Origin of the sequence: Amycolatopsis sp. (genome assembly GCF_025464955.1) — a bacterium.
In the GTDB taxonomy this organism is placed as follows: domain Bacteria; phylum Actinomycetota; class Actinomycetes; order Mycobacteriales; family Pseudonocardiaceae; genus Amycolatopsis.
The window spans coordinates 34,534-48,860 of sequence record NZ_JAODNM010000089.1 but is presented as its reverse complement, the minus strand read 5'-3'; the positions used below and the strand labels follow the sequence as shown (position 1 = coordinate 48,860).

The window sequence follows — 14,327 nt, the reverse complement described above, 5'->3', positions numbered from 1 at the left end:
GGGGCAGGACTCGTGAGTGTTCCGGCCGGTTAGAAGCGGCCTGACCACTCACGAGTCCTGGCCCGGCGCCCGTCCTTGCCTCGCAGGTGAGGCATTATGGGTGGGTGAGCACACAGACTCTGCCGGAGGTTGACTCCGACACCAGGCACAGCACGGGCGACGACACCCCGAAGATGTTCCACTACGTGCGCAAGAACAAGATCGCGGAAAGCGCGGTCATGGGTACGCACGTGGTGGCGCTCTGCGGTGAGGTGTTCCCGGTGACGAAGGCCGCGAAGCCTGGTTCCCCGGTTTGCCCCGACTGCAAGAAGATCTACGAAGGTCTCCGCCCCGGCGGCGACGAGTAGTCGACTTCGACGTCCGAAGCGGGTAGGGCGTGACGCCCTGCTCGTTTTGTCGTGCGCGCGCGAGTCCGTCCACTGTGGACGGGCGGACTCAGCTGCTGTAGTACTTCCGGGGCTCGTCGGACTGTTCGGCGTCGCTGTCCAGTTCAGTTGTCGACGCCGTGTCGACGGTCTCGCTCGCCGCGTCGGACGCGTCACGCGCGGCAGGCACTTCAGGCTCGGCAAGCACGTTTTCGTCGTCGTGCTTGCGCGGCCTGCGTAGCGGGATGGTGCTGCGGTCCCACAGTTTCCGGCCGTCCTCGGAGCGGATGCGTTCGTTCGCGCGCTCCATCTCCAGCCGCCGCCATTTGCGGCGCTGGCGCCGGGTCATCTTCGCCGGCCAGAGTTCCTGGATCGCGCTGTTGAAGTAGGCGCCGCCGACCACCGCGAGCCCGATGAAGAACATCAGCAGCAGGAACGCGATGGGGGCCGCCAGCGCGCCGTAGGTGTAGCCGGTCTTGGTGATCTGGCTGAGGTAGATCCGCAGCCCCACGCTGGACAGCAGGAAGATCACCATGGCCAGTAGCGAGCCGGGCAGCCCGCGATGCCACGGCAGCTTCCGAGGCAGCGCGAGCTTGTAGAGCGTGGCGAGCGCGAGGGTGATGACGAGGGCGAGGATCGGGAAGTACAGCGTCCCGACCCACGACGAAACCGTCGGCTGCCAGCTGACCGGGAAGAACTTCGGCAACAGGTCCGGCCCGATCGCCACCAGCGGCAGGCCGACCACCAGGAGCACCAGCCCGCACAGGTAAAGCAGCAGCGCGAAGATCCGTTGCCAGACTTCGTTGCGCACGCCGTACTGCCCGTGCGCCACGGTGATCGCGTCGACGAACGAGGACATCGCCGACGAGCCCGCCCACAACGAGATCACGAACCCCACGGAGACGATCTCGCCCTTGCCGGTGGTGAGGATGCTGTTGACGGTCGGCTCGATGATCTGCTCGACCGCGTTGGTGCTGAAGATCGACCGCGAGAACCCGATGATCTGGGTGTGGGCCGCGGTCACCACGGACTGGCCGAACCATTCGCCGATGTAGCCGAGGCTGCCGAGCAGCCCGAGCAGCAGCGGCGGCAGCGACAGCGTCTGCCAGAACGCGGCTTCGGCGGCCTCCGAGAAGATGTTGCCGCCCCAGGCCTTGGCGAAGGTCCGACGGATCAGGGTCCACGGCGTTTTGCGGGCCACCCCCGGCTCGGGTGCCCGCTCGGCGCCGTCCTCCGGCGCGTCGGCCTGCTTCTCGCTCATCGCACCGCCAAGCATGGTGCATTGCTCCTGGTTTGGCTCGCCGCCCCGCCCCGGCGAGCCGCGGCGCGGGACGAATCACCCCCGCCGGTACCCGCCGCTGTCGGTGCCGGAAGGTACGATTGCCTCAGCGCCCTCACCCGCGCAGCTGTGGATAGACCGTGAGCACACTCTGGGCCACGGTGGGCACCGGCGGCGTCGCAGTGGGGGCTCTTCTCTGTCACAGTCCCGTGTGTCAATGCAGGTGGAGCAGGGGTTTTCTAGCCCGCGAGAGGAGTTGGACCTTCCTTGTCGGAAACGGCCCAACACGCTCCGACGGGCTCGGCGCTGGGCGCGCCACCCGCGGAGAAGGATTCGACTGCCCGGCCGTTGCGTGCCTGGCAGCGGCGAGCGCTGACCAAGTACCTCACGACCGGGCCGAAGGACTTCCTCGCGGTCGCCACGCCCGGAGCCGGCAAGACCGTGTTCGGGCTGCGCATCGCCGCGGAGCTGCTGTCGGACCGCACCATCGCCGCGGTCACGATCGTGACGCCGACGGAGCACCTCAAGCACCAGTGGGCCGAGGCCGCGTCGTTCGCCGGGATAGCCATCGACTCGAACTTCCGCAACACCGCCGGCGCGACCTCGTCGGACTTCCAGGGCGTGGCGGTCACCTACGCGCAGGTCGCGGCTCATCCCACGCTGCACCGAGTGCGGACGGAGAACCGCAAGACGCTGGTCATCCTCGACGAGATCCACCATGGCGGCGACGCGAAGTCGTGGGGTGACGCCGTCCGTGAGGCGTTCACGCCCGCGGTCCGGCGCGTGGCGCTGACCGGGACCCCGTTTCGCAGCGACGATTCGCAGATCCCGTTCATCAGCTACGAACCGGACACCGAAGGCCTGCTGCGCAGCCGGGCCGACCACTCCTACGGTTACGCCGACGCGCTTGCCGACGGCGTGGTCAGGCCGGTCGTCTTCCTCGCCTACTCCGGCGAAGCGTCTTGGCGGACCAGCGCGGGTGAGGAGTTCACCGCCCGCCTGGGCGAGCCGCTGACGGCGGAGCAGAACGCGCGGGCCTGGCGGACGGCGCTCGACCCGGCGGGCGAGTGGATCCCCGCGGTGCTGCACGCGGCCGATACGCGGCTGAGCCAGATGCGCTCCGCCGGCATCCCCGACGCCGGCGGTCTGGTCATCGCGTCGGACCAGGAGTCCGCGCGGGCGTACGCGAAGATCCTGCACAGGCTGTCGCTGACCGGCGAAGAGCCGACGGTCGTGCTCTCCGACGACCCTGGCGCGTCTGCGCGGATCGCCGAGTTCGGCGAGTCCTCGGACCGCTGGATGGTGGCCGTCCGGATGGTGTCCGAGGGCGTCGACGTGCCCCGGCTCGCTGTCGGCGTCTACGCCACGAGCGCGTCGACCCCGCTGTTCTTCGCCCAGGCGATCGGCCGGTTCGTGCGGTCGCGGCGCAAGGGCGAGACGGCCAGCGTGTTCGTCCCGAGTGTCCCCGTGCTGCTCGAGCTGGCGAGCGAGCTGGAAGCGCAGCGGGACCACGTCATCGGGAAGCCGCATCGCGAGAAGGACGGCTGGGACGACGAGCTGCTCGCCGCGGCCAACCGGACCGAGGACGAGCCAGGGGAGGAAGAGAAGGCGTTCACCTCGCTGGGGGCGTCCGCCGAGCTTGACCAGGTGATCTACGACGGCAACTCGTTCGGCACCGCAGTGTTCTCCGGCAGTGACGAGGAGCAGGAGTACCTCGGACTGCCCGGGTTGCTCGAGCCGGAGCAGGTCCGGGCGCTGCTGCGCAAGCGGCAGGAGGAGCAGGTCGCGGACTCGAGCCGGCGCAAGCCGAAGGCCGAGGCGCCGGCTCCGGTGGCCCGGCCGCAGACGGTCAGCCAGCGGCTCGCCGCGCTCCGCAAGGAGCTCAACGCGCTGGTGGGGATGTACCACCATCGCACCAAAAAGGGTCACGGAGCGATCCACAACGAGCTCCGCCGAGTGTGCGGTGGACCCCCTACCGCCATGGCCACGGTAGAGCAATTAGAAGAACGGATCGTCACCCTCCGTTCGTGGTAGGCCCGCCATTCGAGGGACACCGGTGACCGGTCCATGACAATTCTTGACAACGTCTGACAATTCTTCACTCGATCCGGCGCCCGGTGGACTGAGGTCCCCATTCGGCTCGCGGTTCTGAAACGCAGCGTGGCAGGTAATCGTTTGCCGGTGGCATATCCGGGGGGCGAACCCGGTGCGGTGAAGACCTTTCCCGAACCGGGCTGACCCCGGGCAATGCTGACGTGGCAAGGATTAACGACGGCGTTGCGGCCGCGCGTTCCGTCGGAGGCGACTGATCGCGAGGTCAAGCCGCAGCTGCGCGCAATAAGCGATCGCTTTTGTGCGGCACTTCCGTCCGGGTGTCCGATCCGGTCAAGGTTCGAATACGTCCGGAGCGCGCGGAAGAAGGGCGTGCGACACTTCCCTTTGCCGAAACCGGCTGGGTTCGTCGCTCTGTGTGACTTCCCACTGTCGGCAGCGTCACCGTCTTGGCCTCTTGTGCGGGATGAAAACGGCACGTTGCCAAACCGTGTCCATTCTGTGTGGCTTAATTGATCCAGCCACCTTCCGTATCGGGACCTCCACGGCATATGTTGTCGGCCACAACATATGCGCGACGGTGCGCGGTCCTCCCGGATCGCCGCTCCGCCGGCAGGACCCGGAAGGACCGAGGATGCGCACCAAGACCCTTACCCTCCTCGCCATCACGGCGACGGTCAGCCTTGTGCTGACCGGCTGTGGGGCCAACAGTTCATCTAGCGGGGGATCGGGATCCTCGTCGTCGAACACGCCGGCGGCGGCCGGCGGTGGCGCCAACGGCAAGGTCGGCGTCATCCTCCCGGAGACCGCGACCTCCGCCCGCTGGGAGGGCTTCGACAAGCCCATGCTCACCGCGGCACTGCAGGCGCAGGGCTTCTCGGTGGACATCCAGAACGCCCAGGGTGACAACCAGAAGTTCTCGACCCTGGCCGACGGCATGATCAGCGAGGGCGTCAAGGTCCTCGTGCTCGCGTCGTCCGACCCGTCCGTCGGTGCGGCGGTGGAGGCCAAGGCCAAGCAGGCCGGCATCCCCACCATCGACTACGACCGGCCGAGCCTCGGCGGCAGTGCCGACTACTACGTCTCGTTCGACAACCAGAAGGTCGGCGCGCTGCAGGCCCAGGGCCTGGCTGACGACCTCAAGGCCAAGCCCGGTGCCCAGATCATCCAGATCGAGGGTGCGCCGACGGACAACAACGCCACGTTGTTCGCCGCGGGTCACGCCCAGATCCTCAAGCCGCTGTACGCCTCGGGCGCGCTGAAGCTCGTCGCGAACCAGGCCATCGACAACTGGGACAACCAGAAGGGCGGCCAGACCTTCGAGCAGTTGCTGACCGGCAACGGCGGCAAGGTCGACGGCGTGGTCGCGGCCAACGACGGTCTCGCGGGCGCGATCATCACCGTGCTGATCAAGGACCACCTCAACGGCAAGGTCCCGGTCACCGGCCAGGACGCCACCGCGGACGGCCTCATGGCCATCATGCGCGGTGACCAGTACCTGACCATCTTCAAGCCGATCAAGCAGGAGGCGGAGTCGACCGCGAAGCTCGCGGCCGCGCTCGCCAAGGGCGACAAGGCCGCCGCGGACGCCATCGCGACCGGCACCCTGCACGACCCGGTGGGCAACCGCGACATCAAGTCGGTGCTCCTCGAGCCGCAGCTGATCACCAAGGACCAGGTCAAGACCGTCGTGACCCAGGGCTACGTCAAGGCTTCCGACATCTGCGGCGGAACACTGGCGGCGACCTGCTCGCAGCTCGGCATCTCCTGACCGCTAGTCCGCTCCACCCCTGACCACCGGGCTGGGATGTGTTCCCCGACGACGCATCCCAGCCCGGTTACCACGGTCTACGGCGACAGTGCATCCAACGCAGGAGATTTCGATTCATGAGCGAACCCATTCTTGACATCAAAGGCCTGAACAAGAGCTTCGGACCGGTCCACGTCCTCCATGACGTGGACTTCTCCGTTCGAGCCGGTGAGGTGACGGCGCTGGTCGGTGACAACGGTGCCGGCAAGTCGACGATGGTGAAGTGCATCGCCGGCATCCACCCGTCCGATTCGGGCACAGTGCGCTTCGAGGGCAAGGACGTCCACATCCACGGGCCCAAGGAAGCGGCCGACCTCGGCATCGAGGTCGTCTACCAGGACCTGGCATTGTGCGACAACCTCGACATCGTGCAGAACATGTTCCTCGGCCGCGAGCGCGGCAGCGGTTGGCTGCTCGACGAGTCCAGCATGGAGAAAGCCGCGCGGGAAACCCTCGCGTCGCTGTCCGTGCGCACCGTGAAGTCCGTGCGGACCCCGGTTTCGGCGCTGTCCGGTGGACAGCGGCAGACCGTGGCGATCGCCAAGTCGGTGCTGTGGGACAGCAAAGTCGTGCTCCTCGACGAGCCGACCGCCGCGCTCGGCGTGGCGCAGACCCGGCAGGTGCTGGACCTGGTGCGGCGGCTGGCCGAGCAGGGCCTCGGGGTTGTGCTCATCAGCCACAACATGGCCGACGTCTTCGAGGTCGCCGACCGGATCGACGTGCTCTACCTGGGCAGGCTCGTGGCGGAGGTACACACCAAGGACGTCACGCACAACCAGGTCGTCGAACTGATCACCGCGGGCCGGTCGGGTGAGCTCGGTCTGGCTCGCCCCGAAGCCGTCGTACTGTGAGCAACGAGAAAGAACCGGAAATGACTGAGACACCTGCCAAATCCGTTTCACCGGAAACGGCTTCCGCGGCGATCACGGACTTCGGCATCGACACCACCTCGATGTCCACCGGTGAGGCCGTGAAGGACTACTTCTCCAGGTTGAGGGCCGGCCAGCTGGGTTCGCTGCCCGCCCTGTTCGGCCTGCTCGTGCTCGTGATCCTGTTTTCGCTGCTGTCGAACCAGTTCTTCACCCTGAACAACATCGCCAACCTCTTCGAACAGGGCGCGGGCCAGACCATCATCGCGATGGGCATCGTGTTCGTGTTGCTGCTCGGCGAGATCGATCTTTCCGCCGGTACCGCCTCGGGTGTGTGCGCCGCGGTGATGGCGCTGCACTACGTCAAGAACGCCAACCTGCTCGGTTCATTGGGCAGTGGCGTCTTCATCGCCTTCTTGGTGGTCCTGGTAGCCGGCGCGGGGCTCGCGATCCTGCAGCGCATCTGGGCCGGTGCCGTCATCTCGCTGCTCGGCGTCGTGCTGATCCTCACGGGATTCGGCGGCCCGTGGATCGGGATGCTGCTCGCGATCTGCGTCGGCACCGCGATCGGCTGCTGGACCGGGTTCCTGGTCTCGAAGATCGGGATGCCCTCGTTCGTGGTGACGCTGGCCCTGTTCCTGGTCTGGCAGGGCGTGATCCTGCAGTTCATCGGTCAGGGCGGCACGCTCGCGATCTTCAACTCGCCGGTGCTCAACGAGGTCGCCAACGGCAACCTGTCGACGGCCGGCAGCTGGGTCCTGTTCATCCTCGGTGCGGGCGGTTTCGCCGCCGCGCAGCTGGGGCAGCACTTCTCCCGGCTCAAGCGCGGCCTGGTCACCCAGCCGACCCCGTTGGTAGTGACCAAGGTCGGCGTCGTCGCGGTGGTCGCCGCGGTCGCGACGTACCTGCTCACGACGAACCGTTCGCAGAACAACCTCGTCGTCATCGCCGGTGTGCCGTTCGTCGTACCGATCGTGCTCGTGCTGCTGGTCATCGGTACGTACACGCTGAACCGCACCCGCTACGGCCGGCACATCTACGCCGTCGGTGGTAACCAGGAAGCCGCCCGCCGCGCCGGGATCAACGTGCCGAAGATCCGGTCCAGCGTGTTCGTGATCTGCTCCAGTGCCGCCGCGATCGGCGCGATCGTGTACTCCTCGAAGGTCGGTTCGGTCGACCCGCAGGCCGGTGGGCTCAACACCCTCCTGTTCGCGGTCGGCGCGGCGGTCATCGGTGGTACGTCGCTCTTCGGCGGTAAGGGTCGGGTCTTCGACGCGGTAGTCGGTGGCCTCGTCCTCGCCGTGGTGAGCAACGGGCTCGGCCTGCTGCACCAGAATGCGGCGGTCGTGAACATCATCACCGGGCTGGTCCTGCTCTTGGCGGCGAGTGTGGACGCGCTGTCCCGCCGTCGGGCGGCCGCGGCCCCGCGCTAAGTGGGTCCGGATGGAGTGATCCGGACCGTGACCAGCTCACCGGTGGCGCGGCCGGACGAAGTGCGCCGGCACAACCGGACGACACTGCTCCGGCTGCTCCACGTGAGCGGTCCGCGCACGCGGGCCGTGCTCGCCACCGAGTTGGGGCTGAACCGCAGCACCATCAAGACGCTCGTCGACGGGCTCGCCGAAGCCGGCGTCGTCGAGGAGAAGGTGCCCAGGCCGGGGCGGGGGGCAGGACGCCCCTCGCTCCTGGTCCTGCCCCAGCCCCAGGCCGCGGTGGTCCTCGCGGTCGACCTGAGCGTGGAGCACGTCGCCATCGCGCTGGTCGGCCTCGGCGGGCAGATCCTCGGTCGCAACAGCTGGAACCTGCGCGGCCGGATGCGCGAGCCGGAAGAAGTCATCACGCACATCATCGAGTCGGCGGCGATCCTGGCCGGCGACCTCCACCTCACCCCGGCCGCCGCCGGGGTCTCGGTGCCCGCTGTCGTCCGGCGGTCGGACGGCTACGTCCACGAAGCGCCGAACCTGCGGTGGACCGACATCGCGCTGGGTGAACGACTGCGCAACGTGATGCGCATCCCGGTCCTCGTCGGTAACGACGCCGAGATGGGCGCGGTCGCCGAGCACATCAGGGGCATCGCTCGCGGAGCTTCGGACGCCGTCTACATCTCGGCGGATGTCGGCGTCGGCGGCGGTGTCATCGCCGATGGCTCGTCATTGCGGGGCGCGGCCGGTTATGTCGGCGAGATCGGGCACATGGTGATCCGTCCCGGCGGCCGTCCTTGTTACTGCGGCAACGTCGGCTGCTGGGAGACCGAAGTGGGGGAGGCCGCGATGTGCCGCGCACTGGGCTTGGCAGAGGGCACTCCGCGCGGCGCGATCCTGGTCGAACTGCGCAGTCTCGGCAACGACGCCGAAGCCGCCTGGGAGCGGCTCTCGGAGTTCGCCGAGTGGATGACGCTGGGCCTGGTCAACGTGGTGAACCTGCTCGGACCGCAACTCGTGGTCCTCGGTGATCTGCTGACCGTGCTGCCCGAATCGGTGCTGACCCGCATCGCCGACGAGGTGCGCAAGCGCAGCCTGGTCAGCCGCGCGGTGGGCGGTATCCGGATGGTGAGCTCGGCGCTCGGCGCCGACGTCAAGCTGCTCGGCGCCGCCGAGGTCGCCTTCGAACAGGTCCTCGACACCGTGTGAGTGCGCCGCTGATCAGGTAGGACCCGAGAAAATACGACGGGCGGGGACCCGAGGGTCCCCGCCCGTGTTGCGTACTTAGTAGGGCTCAGCCGCGCTGGATATCGGCTGCCATTTCCTTGAGCTTGGTTTCGTGCTCGCGGGCGTGGTGTCCGCAGAAGAGCAACTCGCCACCGGTGCTGAGAATGGCCCGTACCTGGGCTGCCGCGCCGCAGCGATCGCAACGGTCGACAGCGGTCAGTTCGGGGCGGGTGAGCGTCGGTGTGGTCATTGGAGTCCCTCCGTCCCGGCACCGGTTACCCGATGCCATCGATCCAGCCACGACCACTTCGGCAATGACTCCGGTGACGGGGTCGCCGCCGGCTCCTCGGTGTTCGCTGCTTCTACTCTTACAGACGTTTCCCGAGCCGCAAGTGTTCCCGCCCCCTTGGGAGGTGTGTCACGCGGAATTAGCCCGGATGCCGTAAATCCATCCCGGTGAGTAGGACGAGTTAACCCGAATGACATCGTTTCGACTGGTCAGGCACTATGCGGGCATGGGTGTTGTAGCGGCTGGACGCCGGGTCGGAACCGTGCCGGCGCCGATCTTGTTCGTTCTCAGCGGAATTTCGATGTACGGCGGAGCCGCTGTCGCGATCACTTTGTTCCCCGTCGCGTCGCCCGCGGCCGTGGCCTGGCTGCGGTGCCTGGGCGCAGCCATCGTGTTGGTGGCCTGGCGGCGCCCGGGGCGGGCGAGCTGGCGCGGTCGAGAGTTCTGGCTCGCGGCCACTTTCGGCCTGGTCACCGCGGGAATGAACGTGGTTTTCTACGAGGCGATCGCGCGGTTGCCGCTGGGGACAACGGTGGCGCTGGAGTTCGCCGGACCGGTGGCCGTGGCCGCGATCGGTTCGAGGTCGAAGCGGGACGTCTTCGCCGTGGCACTCGTGGCCGCAGGGGTCGTGGCCATCGCCGACGTCCGGCTGTCCGGTAGTGGGCTTGGCGTGCTGTTCGCCCTGCTCGCGGCCGCACTCTGGGCCGGGTACATCGTGCTCGGCAAACAGGTCGCGCTCGGCGGGAACGGGATCGACAGCCTGGCGGTCGGCTTCGCGGTGGCGACCGTGGCGCTGTCCCCGCTCGCGTTCGGCGCTGCGGCGGTGTGGGCTTCACCACGTTTGCTGGGACTCGGTGTCGGCGTGGGCGTTTTGTCCACTGTGGTGCCGTATGCGCTCGATCAGGTCGTCCTACGGCGCCTCGGCCAATCGACGTTCGCGGTGCTGTTGGCGCTCCTGCCGGTTACCGCGGGGGTGACGGGCTTCGTGCTCCTCGCTCAGGTTCCCAGCTTGCCGGAGGCTCTCGGCACGCTCGCGGTCGTCGCGGGCTTGGTACTGCGCTCCCGCGACGAACGGACCAAGCCGACCGGGCTGCCGATCGAGCCTCCGTGAGCCGGGTCACCGCCTGCGCGACATACTGTGCGCGTCATTCCCGACGGCCGGAGGGGACGGGTTTCGCGATGAGCAAGGCGGCATCGGCCGCGGCGAAGGACCTCGCCGCGGAGGGCGTGACCGGGGTCCACCTCGCGTGGGCCGACAACAACGGCATCCCTCGCTCCCGGATCGTGCCCATCACCGGTTTCGCCGGCGCGGCGGTGCGCGGGGTCGGGGTCACGTCGCTGTTCGCCGTCTTCGACACGCACGACGTCATCACCTACGGCCATGCCTCGTTGTCGACGCCCTCAGGGGACGTACGGCTGCTTCCGGTGGTCGAGCGCGTCCGGCGGCTCGCCGGGCAGCCTGCGTTGGCCTGGGCCCCCGGGCGGCAGGTTGCCGCAGACGGCTCACCGTCGCCGTACTGCCAGCGGACCGTTCTCGAGCGCCAGGTCGCGAAGGCCGCGGAGCAGGGCCTCGAAATCCTCGCCGGTTACGAGCTCGAGTTCGCGGTCGCGCCGATCGGGAGTCCGGACATCCTGTCGTCGCCTGGGCACACCGGCCCGGCGTACAGCCCCCACGCGCTCGTCCCGCTCGACGGGTTCATCACCGAGCTGCTGCACGACCTCGCGGCGAACGGGCTGGACATCGGGCAGCTGCACGCCGAATACGGGCCTGCCCAGCTCGAACTGGCGCTCGCCGCGACGGACCCGGTCTCCGCCGCGGACGACCAGTTGCTGGCCCGGCAGACGATCCACGCGGCGGCGCACGCGCACGGCCTGAGGGTCAGTTTCGCGCCGTTGATCAGCGCCGAGGTCGTCGGCAATGGCTGGCACCTGCACACGTCGGTCCGGCGGGAAGGACGCAACCTGCTCGCGGGCGACGGAACACCGACCGCCGAAGGCGCTTCGTACGTCGCCGGCCTGCTTCGTGAGCTTCCCGCGCTGACCGCCGTGACGGCGCCGAGCGTGCCGTCGACGCTGAGATTGCGCCCCGGCTACTTCTCCAGTGCGTATGCCTTCTGGGGCGTGGAAAACCGGGAAGCACCGCTGCGGTATGTCCCGGGTTCGCCGCTGCTGGGCGAAGGTCACGCGAACGTCGAGCTGAAGCCCTCGGACGCTTCTGCCAACCCGTACCTCGCACTGGCGGCGGTTATCGCTGCCGGGCTCTCCGGTATCGCCGACGGGCTCACGCTCGGCGAGCCGATCGGCGAGGACCCGGGGACCTGGACCGAGGACGAGCGCGTGGCGCGAGGCGTGACCAGGTTGCCGGCGTCCTCCGCCGAACAGCGTGCCGCGCTGCTTGCGTCGCCGCTGCTCGTCGGCGTCCTCGGCGAGGAGCTGGCCGGCGCGTTCCAAGCCGTGCGTGCGTCGGACGAGGCGTGGGCGGCCGACAAGAGCGTCGAGGAGATCGTCGCCGCACATCTGTGGCGGTACTGAGTGGCGCTGCTCGACTACGTGCGCCAGTTCCCGGCGCCCGGGCTCGTTCCCGCGGACACCGTCCTGGCCGCCAGGGGAGCCTGGGACATCGACAACTTGACCGCGCTGCTCGAAGGGACGCACGGGCTGGCCGAGGTGAAGGTGTTCGCCGAACTCGACGCCGCCGAACTCGCCGCCGTGGACACCCCCGAGCGCGCCTTGTCCGACTTCCTCGAAACCGGGGTGCCGCCGCTGTGGTCTTCGCAGCACCGGGGCGTCAAGACGGTGAAGCTCGGCGGCACGCTTACCGGAGCCGGCGGGACCCTGGTGTCCATTGTGGGCAGTGAACCGCGGCTGGCGGACGACCAAGCGCATCTGCAACCGCTGAACTGGATCGTCGCCGCTTTGCGCCGCGACGACGGTGACCCCGGCGTGGTCGTTTTCGTGGTGCCGGGCGAACTTTCCGGCGACGTCGCCCAGGTGATCTCCGACGCCGGCCTGCGCGTCGAGTCCTGGGACTGAGCCGCCGTCCATCGCAACTCGCCGTCGACTTGCGAGCGATGTGAGGGCACTTTCGACAAGAGTTGGGCGTGGGTTACTTGCCGGCGAGGCGGGAGTGCTTGCGGCCGTAGAAGAAGTAGATGGCGAGGCCGAGCGCGAGCCAGACGGCGAACCGGATCCAGGTGAGCACGTCGAGGTTCAGCATCAGGTACAAGCACGCAAGCGCGGCCAGGATCGGGACCACCGGCGAAAACGGCACGGTGAACGGACGTTTGAGATCCGGGCGCCGCCGTCGCAGGACCGGCACCGCGACGGCGACGATGATCATCGCGGACAACGCTCCGATGCTGACCATGTCCGAGAGCTGGCTGATCGGGATGAGCGCGGCGAGGATCGCGATCAGGGCCGCGCCGAGAATCGTCATCCGGTGCGGGGTACCCCACTTCGGATGGACCGTGCCAAGGGCTTTCGGCAGCAGGCCGTCGCGGCCCATGGCGAACCCGATCCGGCCGATGGTCACCAGTTCGACCATCATCACCGAGGTCAGTCCGGTCACCGCGCCGAGCGAGATGAGCGCGCTGACCCAGTGCTGGCCGACGAAGTCGAACGCCGACGCGAGCGGCGCGCCGGTGTCGATGTTCTGGAACGGCATCATCCCGGTCAGTACCAGGGAGACCCCGATGTAGAGCACCGCACAGATCGCCAGTGCGCCAAGGATTCCGACGCGGAGGTCCTTACGCGGGTTCTTCGTCTCCTCGCCGAGGTTGGCCAGCGCCTCGAACCCGGTGTAGGCGAAGAACACGATCGCCGCCGCGGTGACCATGCCACCGATGCCGTACACGGACTGCTCGAGTCCCAGCGCCGCCTGCACCAGCGGCTGCCGGAGCGTTTCGGTGCCACCGGGCGGCGCCTGGGCCGCCGGGATGAACGGCGTCAGGTTGGCAGCCTTGATGTAGAACACGCCGACCACCAGTATCAGCACGCATACCGCGACCTTCACCAGTACCAGGATGTTGGTGAACCGCGAGGACTCCTTGATGCCCGCCACGGCGATGACGGTGAGTACGGCGATGATCAGCACCGCCCCGATATTGACCGGCGCGGACTCGCCGAAGAGGTCGTCCGGCAGCCCGAGGAGGTTCGCCAGATAGCCGGACCAGCCCCGCGAAACGACCGCCGCGCCCAGCGCGAACTCGAGCAGCAGGTCCCAGCCGATGATCCAGGCGAAGATCTCGCCGAGTGTGGCGAACGCGTAGGTGTATGCGCTGCCTGCCGTCGGCACACTCGAGGCCAGTTCGGCGTAGCACAGTGCCGCGAGAGCCGCGACGACCGCGCCGATGACGAACGAGAGCGTCACCGCCGGCCCGGCGTGGGTCTTCGCCTCCACTCCGGCGAGGGTGAAGATCCCGGTGCCGATGATGATGCCGACGCCGAAACCGATGAGGTCCCGCCCGCGCAGATGGCGTTTCAGGTCCCCGGATTTCTGCCGTTCCAGTACCTCGTCGAGATCCAGTGTCCGAAACACTCCCATGCGTGACGACCCTAGAAGATCGTGGACCGGTCCGCACAGCGGCCGTATGATGAGCTATGGCCACCGGGAGCGGGGCCCTCGCCGGGAACCTGCTTTTCTTCGCCGCGATCGTGCTGGCACCGACCGCGTTGTGCTGGGCCGTGCTCAAGCTGCCGTCCGCGGTGCGTTGGCTCCGCGGCCGCCGGACGCCGCCGCCGGTGCCGGACCATCCGCCGATCCAGACCCTCGCCGCCGACCTCCGCCGGCTGCATCGCACGCTGGCGGACTTCGAACCGGGTACGCCGATGGCACGCCGTCTGGGCACCAGGCAGGCGTACGACGCGGTGCTGGCCGAGACCTGTGACGCGGTCGAGGTCGAGCAGCGGCTCACCGACCTCCCCGAGGGGATCGAACGCGAGATGGAACGGCTCCGGCTGGAGGAATCACTGCGGTCCGCCGGTCTGTCCATCCCGTAAACCTCTTGCCCCGCAAC

13 protein-coding genes are annotated in these 14,327 nt (G+C 68.2%); 10 read left to right on the top strand and 3 right to left on the bottom strand.

The annotated features are described in order from the left end of the window. Window positions 1–104: 104 nt before the first annotated feature. Window positions 105–347 (top strand): DUF3039 domain-containing protein, encoded by a 243-nt coding sequence (locus JWQ81_RS19495; RefSeq protein ID WP_297543527.1) that lies wholly within the window; start codon window positions 105–107, stop codon window positions 345–347. An 88-nt stretch (window positions 348–435) separates the two neighbouring features. On the opposite strand, the gene JWQ81_RS19490 is transcribed toward JWQ81_RS19495, so the two are convergent. Beyond that, a complete protein-coding gene (locus JWQ81_RS19490; protein WP_297543525.1) occupies window positions 436–1,626 on the bottom strand; it encodes a YihY/virulence factor BrkB family protein in 1,191 nt (396 codons plus the stop codon). Between the two features lie 324 nt (window positions 1,627–1,950). On the opposite strand from JWQ81_RS19490, the gene JWQ81_RS19485 reads away from it, so the two are divergent. The 5 genes from JWQ81_RS19485 (at window position 1,951) to JWQ81_RS19465 (ending at window position 9,005) form a co-directional block, all read left to right on the top strand. Continuing rightward, window positions 1,951–3,678: a DEAD/DEAH box helicase gene (locus JWQ81_RS19485; RefSeq protein ID WP_297543633.1), complete on the top strand. Its 1,728-nt coding sequence runs from the start codon at window positions 1,951–1,953 to the stop codon at window positions 3,676–3,678. Between the two features lie 652 nt (window positions 3,679–4,330). Further along, window positions 4,331–5,467: a substrate-binding domain-containing protein gene (locus tag JWQ81_RS19480; RefSeq protein ID WP_297543523.1), complete on the top strand. Its 1,137-nt coding sequence runs from the start codon at window positions 4,331–4,333 to the stop codon at window positions 5,465–5,467. 116 nt (window positions 5,468–5,583) lie between these two features. After that, window positions 5,584–6,357 carry an ATP-binding cassette domain-containing protein gene (locus JWQ81_RS19475; RefSeq protein WP_297543521.1) on the top strand — a complete coding sequence of 258 codons (774 nt, stop codon included), beginning with the start codon at window positions 5,584–5,586 and terminating at the stop codon, window positions 6,355–6,357. Between the two features lie 20 nt (window positions 6,358–6,377). Continuing rightward, window positions 6,378–7,808: an ABC transporter permease gene (locus JWQ81_RS19470; protein ID WP_297543519.1), complete on the top strand. Its 1,431-nt coding sequence runs from the start codon at window positions 6,378–6,380 to the stop codon at window positions 7,806–7,808. 27 nt (window positions 7,809–7,835) lie between these two features. Continuing rightward, complete coding sequence (locus JWQ81_RS19465) at window positions 7,836–9,005, top strand: ROK family transcriptional regulator (RefSeq protein WP_297543517.1); 1,170 nt, start codon at window positions 7,836–7,838, stop codon at window positions 9,003–9,005. 85 nt (window positions 9,006–9,090) lie between these two features. Here the strand turns inward: JWQ81_RS19465 and JWQ81_RS19460 are convergent, their stop codons facing one another. Beyond that, window positions 9,091–9,273: a hypothetical protein gene (locus JWQ81_RS19460; RefSeq protein ID WP_297543515.1), complete on the bottom strand. Its 183-nt coding sequence runs from the start codon at window positions 9,271–9,273 to the stop codon at window positions 9,091–9,093. Window positions 9,274–9,613: 340 nt separating this feature from the next. Here JWQ81_RS19460 and JWQ81_RS19455 point away from each other — a divergent pair, with 340 nt between their 5' ends. The 3 genes from JWQ81_RS19455 (at window position 9,614) to JWQ81_RS19445 (ending at window position 12,345) form a co-directional block, all read left to right on the top strand. After that, window positions 9,614–10,423, top strand: coding sequence for an EamA family transporter (locus JWQ81_RS19455; RefSeq protein WP_297543630.1), 810 nt, complete (start codon window positions 9,614–9,616; stop codon window positions 10,421–10,423). Window positions 10,424–10,491: 68 nt separating this feature from the next. Then, on the top strand, window positions 10,492–11,844 hold the full coding sequence (locus tag JWQ81_RS19450) for a glutamine synthetase family protein (protein ID WP_297543513.1): 1,353 nt from the start codon (window positions 10,492–10,494) through the stop codon (window positions 11,842–11,844). Beyond that, window positions 11,845–12,345, top strand: a complete 501-nt coding sequence (locus tag JWQ81_RS19445) for a hypothetical protein (RefSeq protein ID WP_297543511.1) — start codon at window positions 11,845–11,847, stop codon at window positions 12,343–12,345. A 73-nt stretch (window positions 12,346–12,418) separates the two neighbouring features. Here the strand turns inward: JWQ81_RS19445 and JWQ81_RS19440 are convergent, their stop codons facing one another. Further along, window positions 12,419–13,855: an amino acid permease gene (locus JWQ81_RS19440; RefSeq protein WP_297543509.1), complete on the bottom strand. Its 1,437-nt coding sequence runs from the start codon at window positions 13,853–13,855 to the stop codon at window positions 12,419–12,421. A gap of 56 nt (window positions 13,856–13,911) precedes the next feature. Here JWQ81_RS19440 and JWQ81_RS19435 point away from each other — a divergent pair, with 56 nt between their 5' ends. Next, window positions 13,912–14,310, top strand: a complete 399-nt coding sequence (locus JWQ81_RS19435) for a hypothetical protein (protein ID WP_297543507.1) — start codon at window positions 13,912–13,914, stop codon at window positions 14,308–14,310. Window positions 14,311–14,327 lie beyond the last annotated feature (17 nt).

Bases quoted from the DNA above. Each gene is read 5' to 3' on its own strand.
- JWQ81_RS19450 (WP_297543513.1), top strand. From the start codon at position 10,492: ATGAGCAAGGCGGCATCGGCCGCGGCGAAGGACCTCGCCGCGGAGGGC.
- JWQ81_RS19475 (WP_297543521.1), top strand. From the start codon at position 5,584: ATGAGCGAACCCATTCTTGACATCAAAGGCCTGAACAAGAGCTTCGGA.
- JWQ81_RS19440 (WP_297543509.1), bottom strand. From the start codon at position 13,855: ATGGGAGTGTTTCGGACACTGGATCTCGACGAGGTACTGGAACGGCAG.
- JWQ81_RS19480 (WP_297543523.1), top strand. From the start codon at position 4,331: ATGCGCACCAAGACCCTTACCCTCCTCGCCATCACGGCGACGGTCAGC.
- JWQ81_RS19455 (WP_297543630.1), top strand. From the start codon at position 9,614: ATGTACGGCGGAGCCGCTGTCGCGATCACTTTGTTCCCCGTCGCGTCG.
- JWQ81_RS19460 (WP_297543515.1), bottom strand. From the start codon at position 9,273: ATGACCACACCGACGCTCACCCGCCCCGAACTGACCGCTGTCGACCGT.
- JWQ81_RS19435 (WP_297543507.1), top strand. From the start codon at position 13,912: ATGGCCACCGGGAGCGGGGCCCTCGCCGGGAACCTGCTTTTCTTCGCC.
- JWQ81_RS19490 (WP_297543525.1), bottom strand. From the start codon at position 1,626: ATGAGCGAGAAGCAGGCCGACGCGCCGGAGGACGGCGCCGAGCGGGCA.
- JWQ81_RS19470 (WP_297543519.1), top strand. From the start codon at position 6,378: ATGACTGAGACACCTGCCAAATCCGTTTCACCGGAAACGGCTTCCGCG.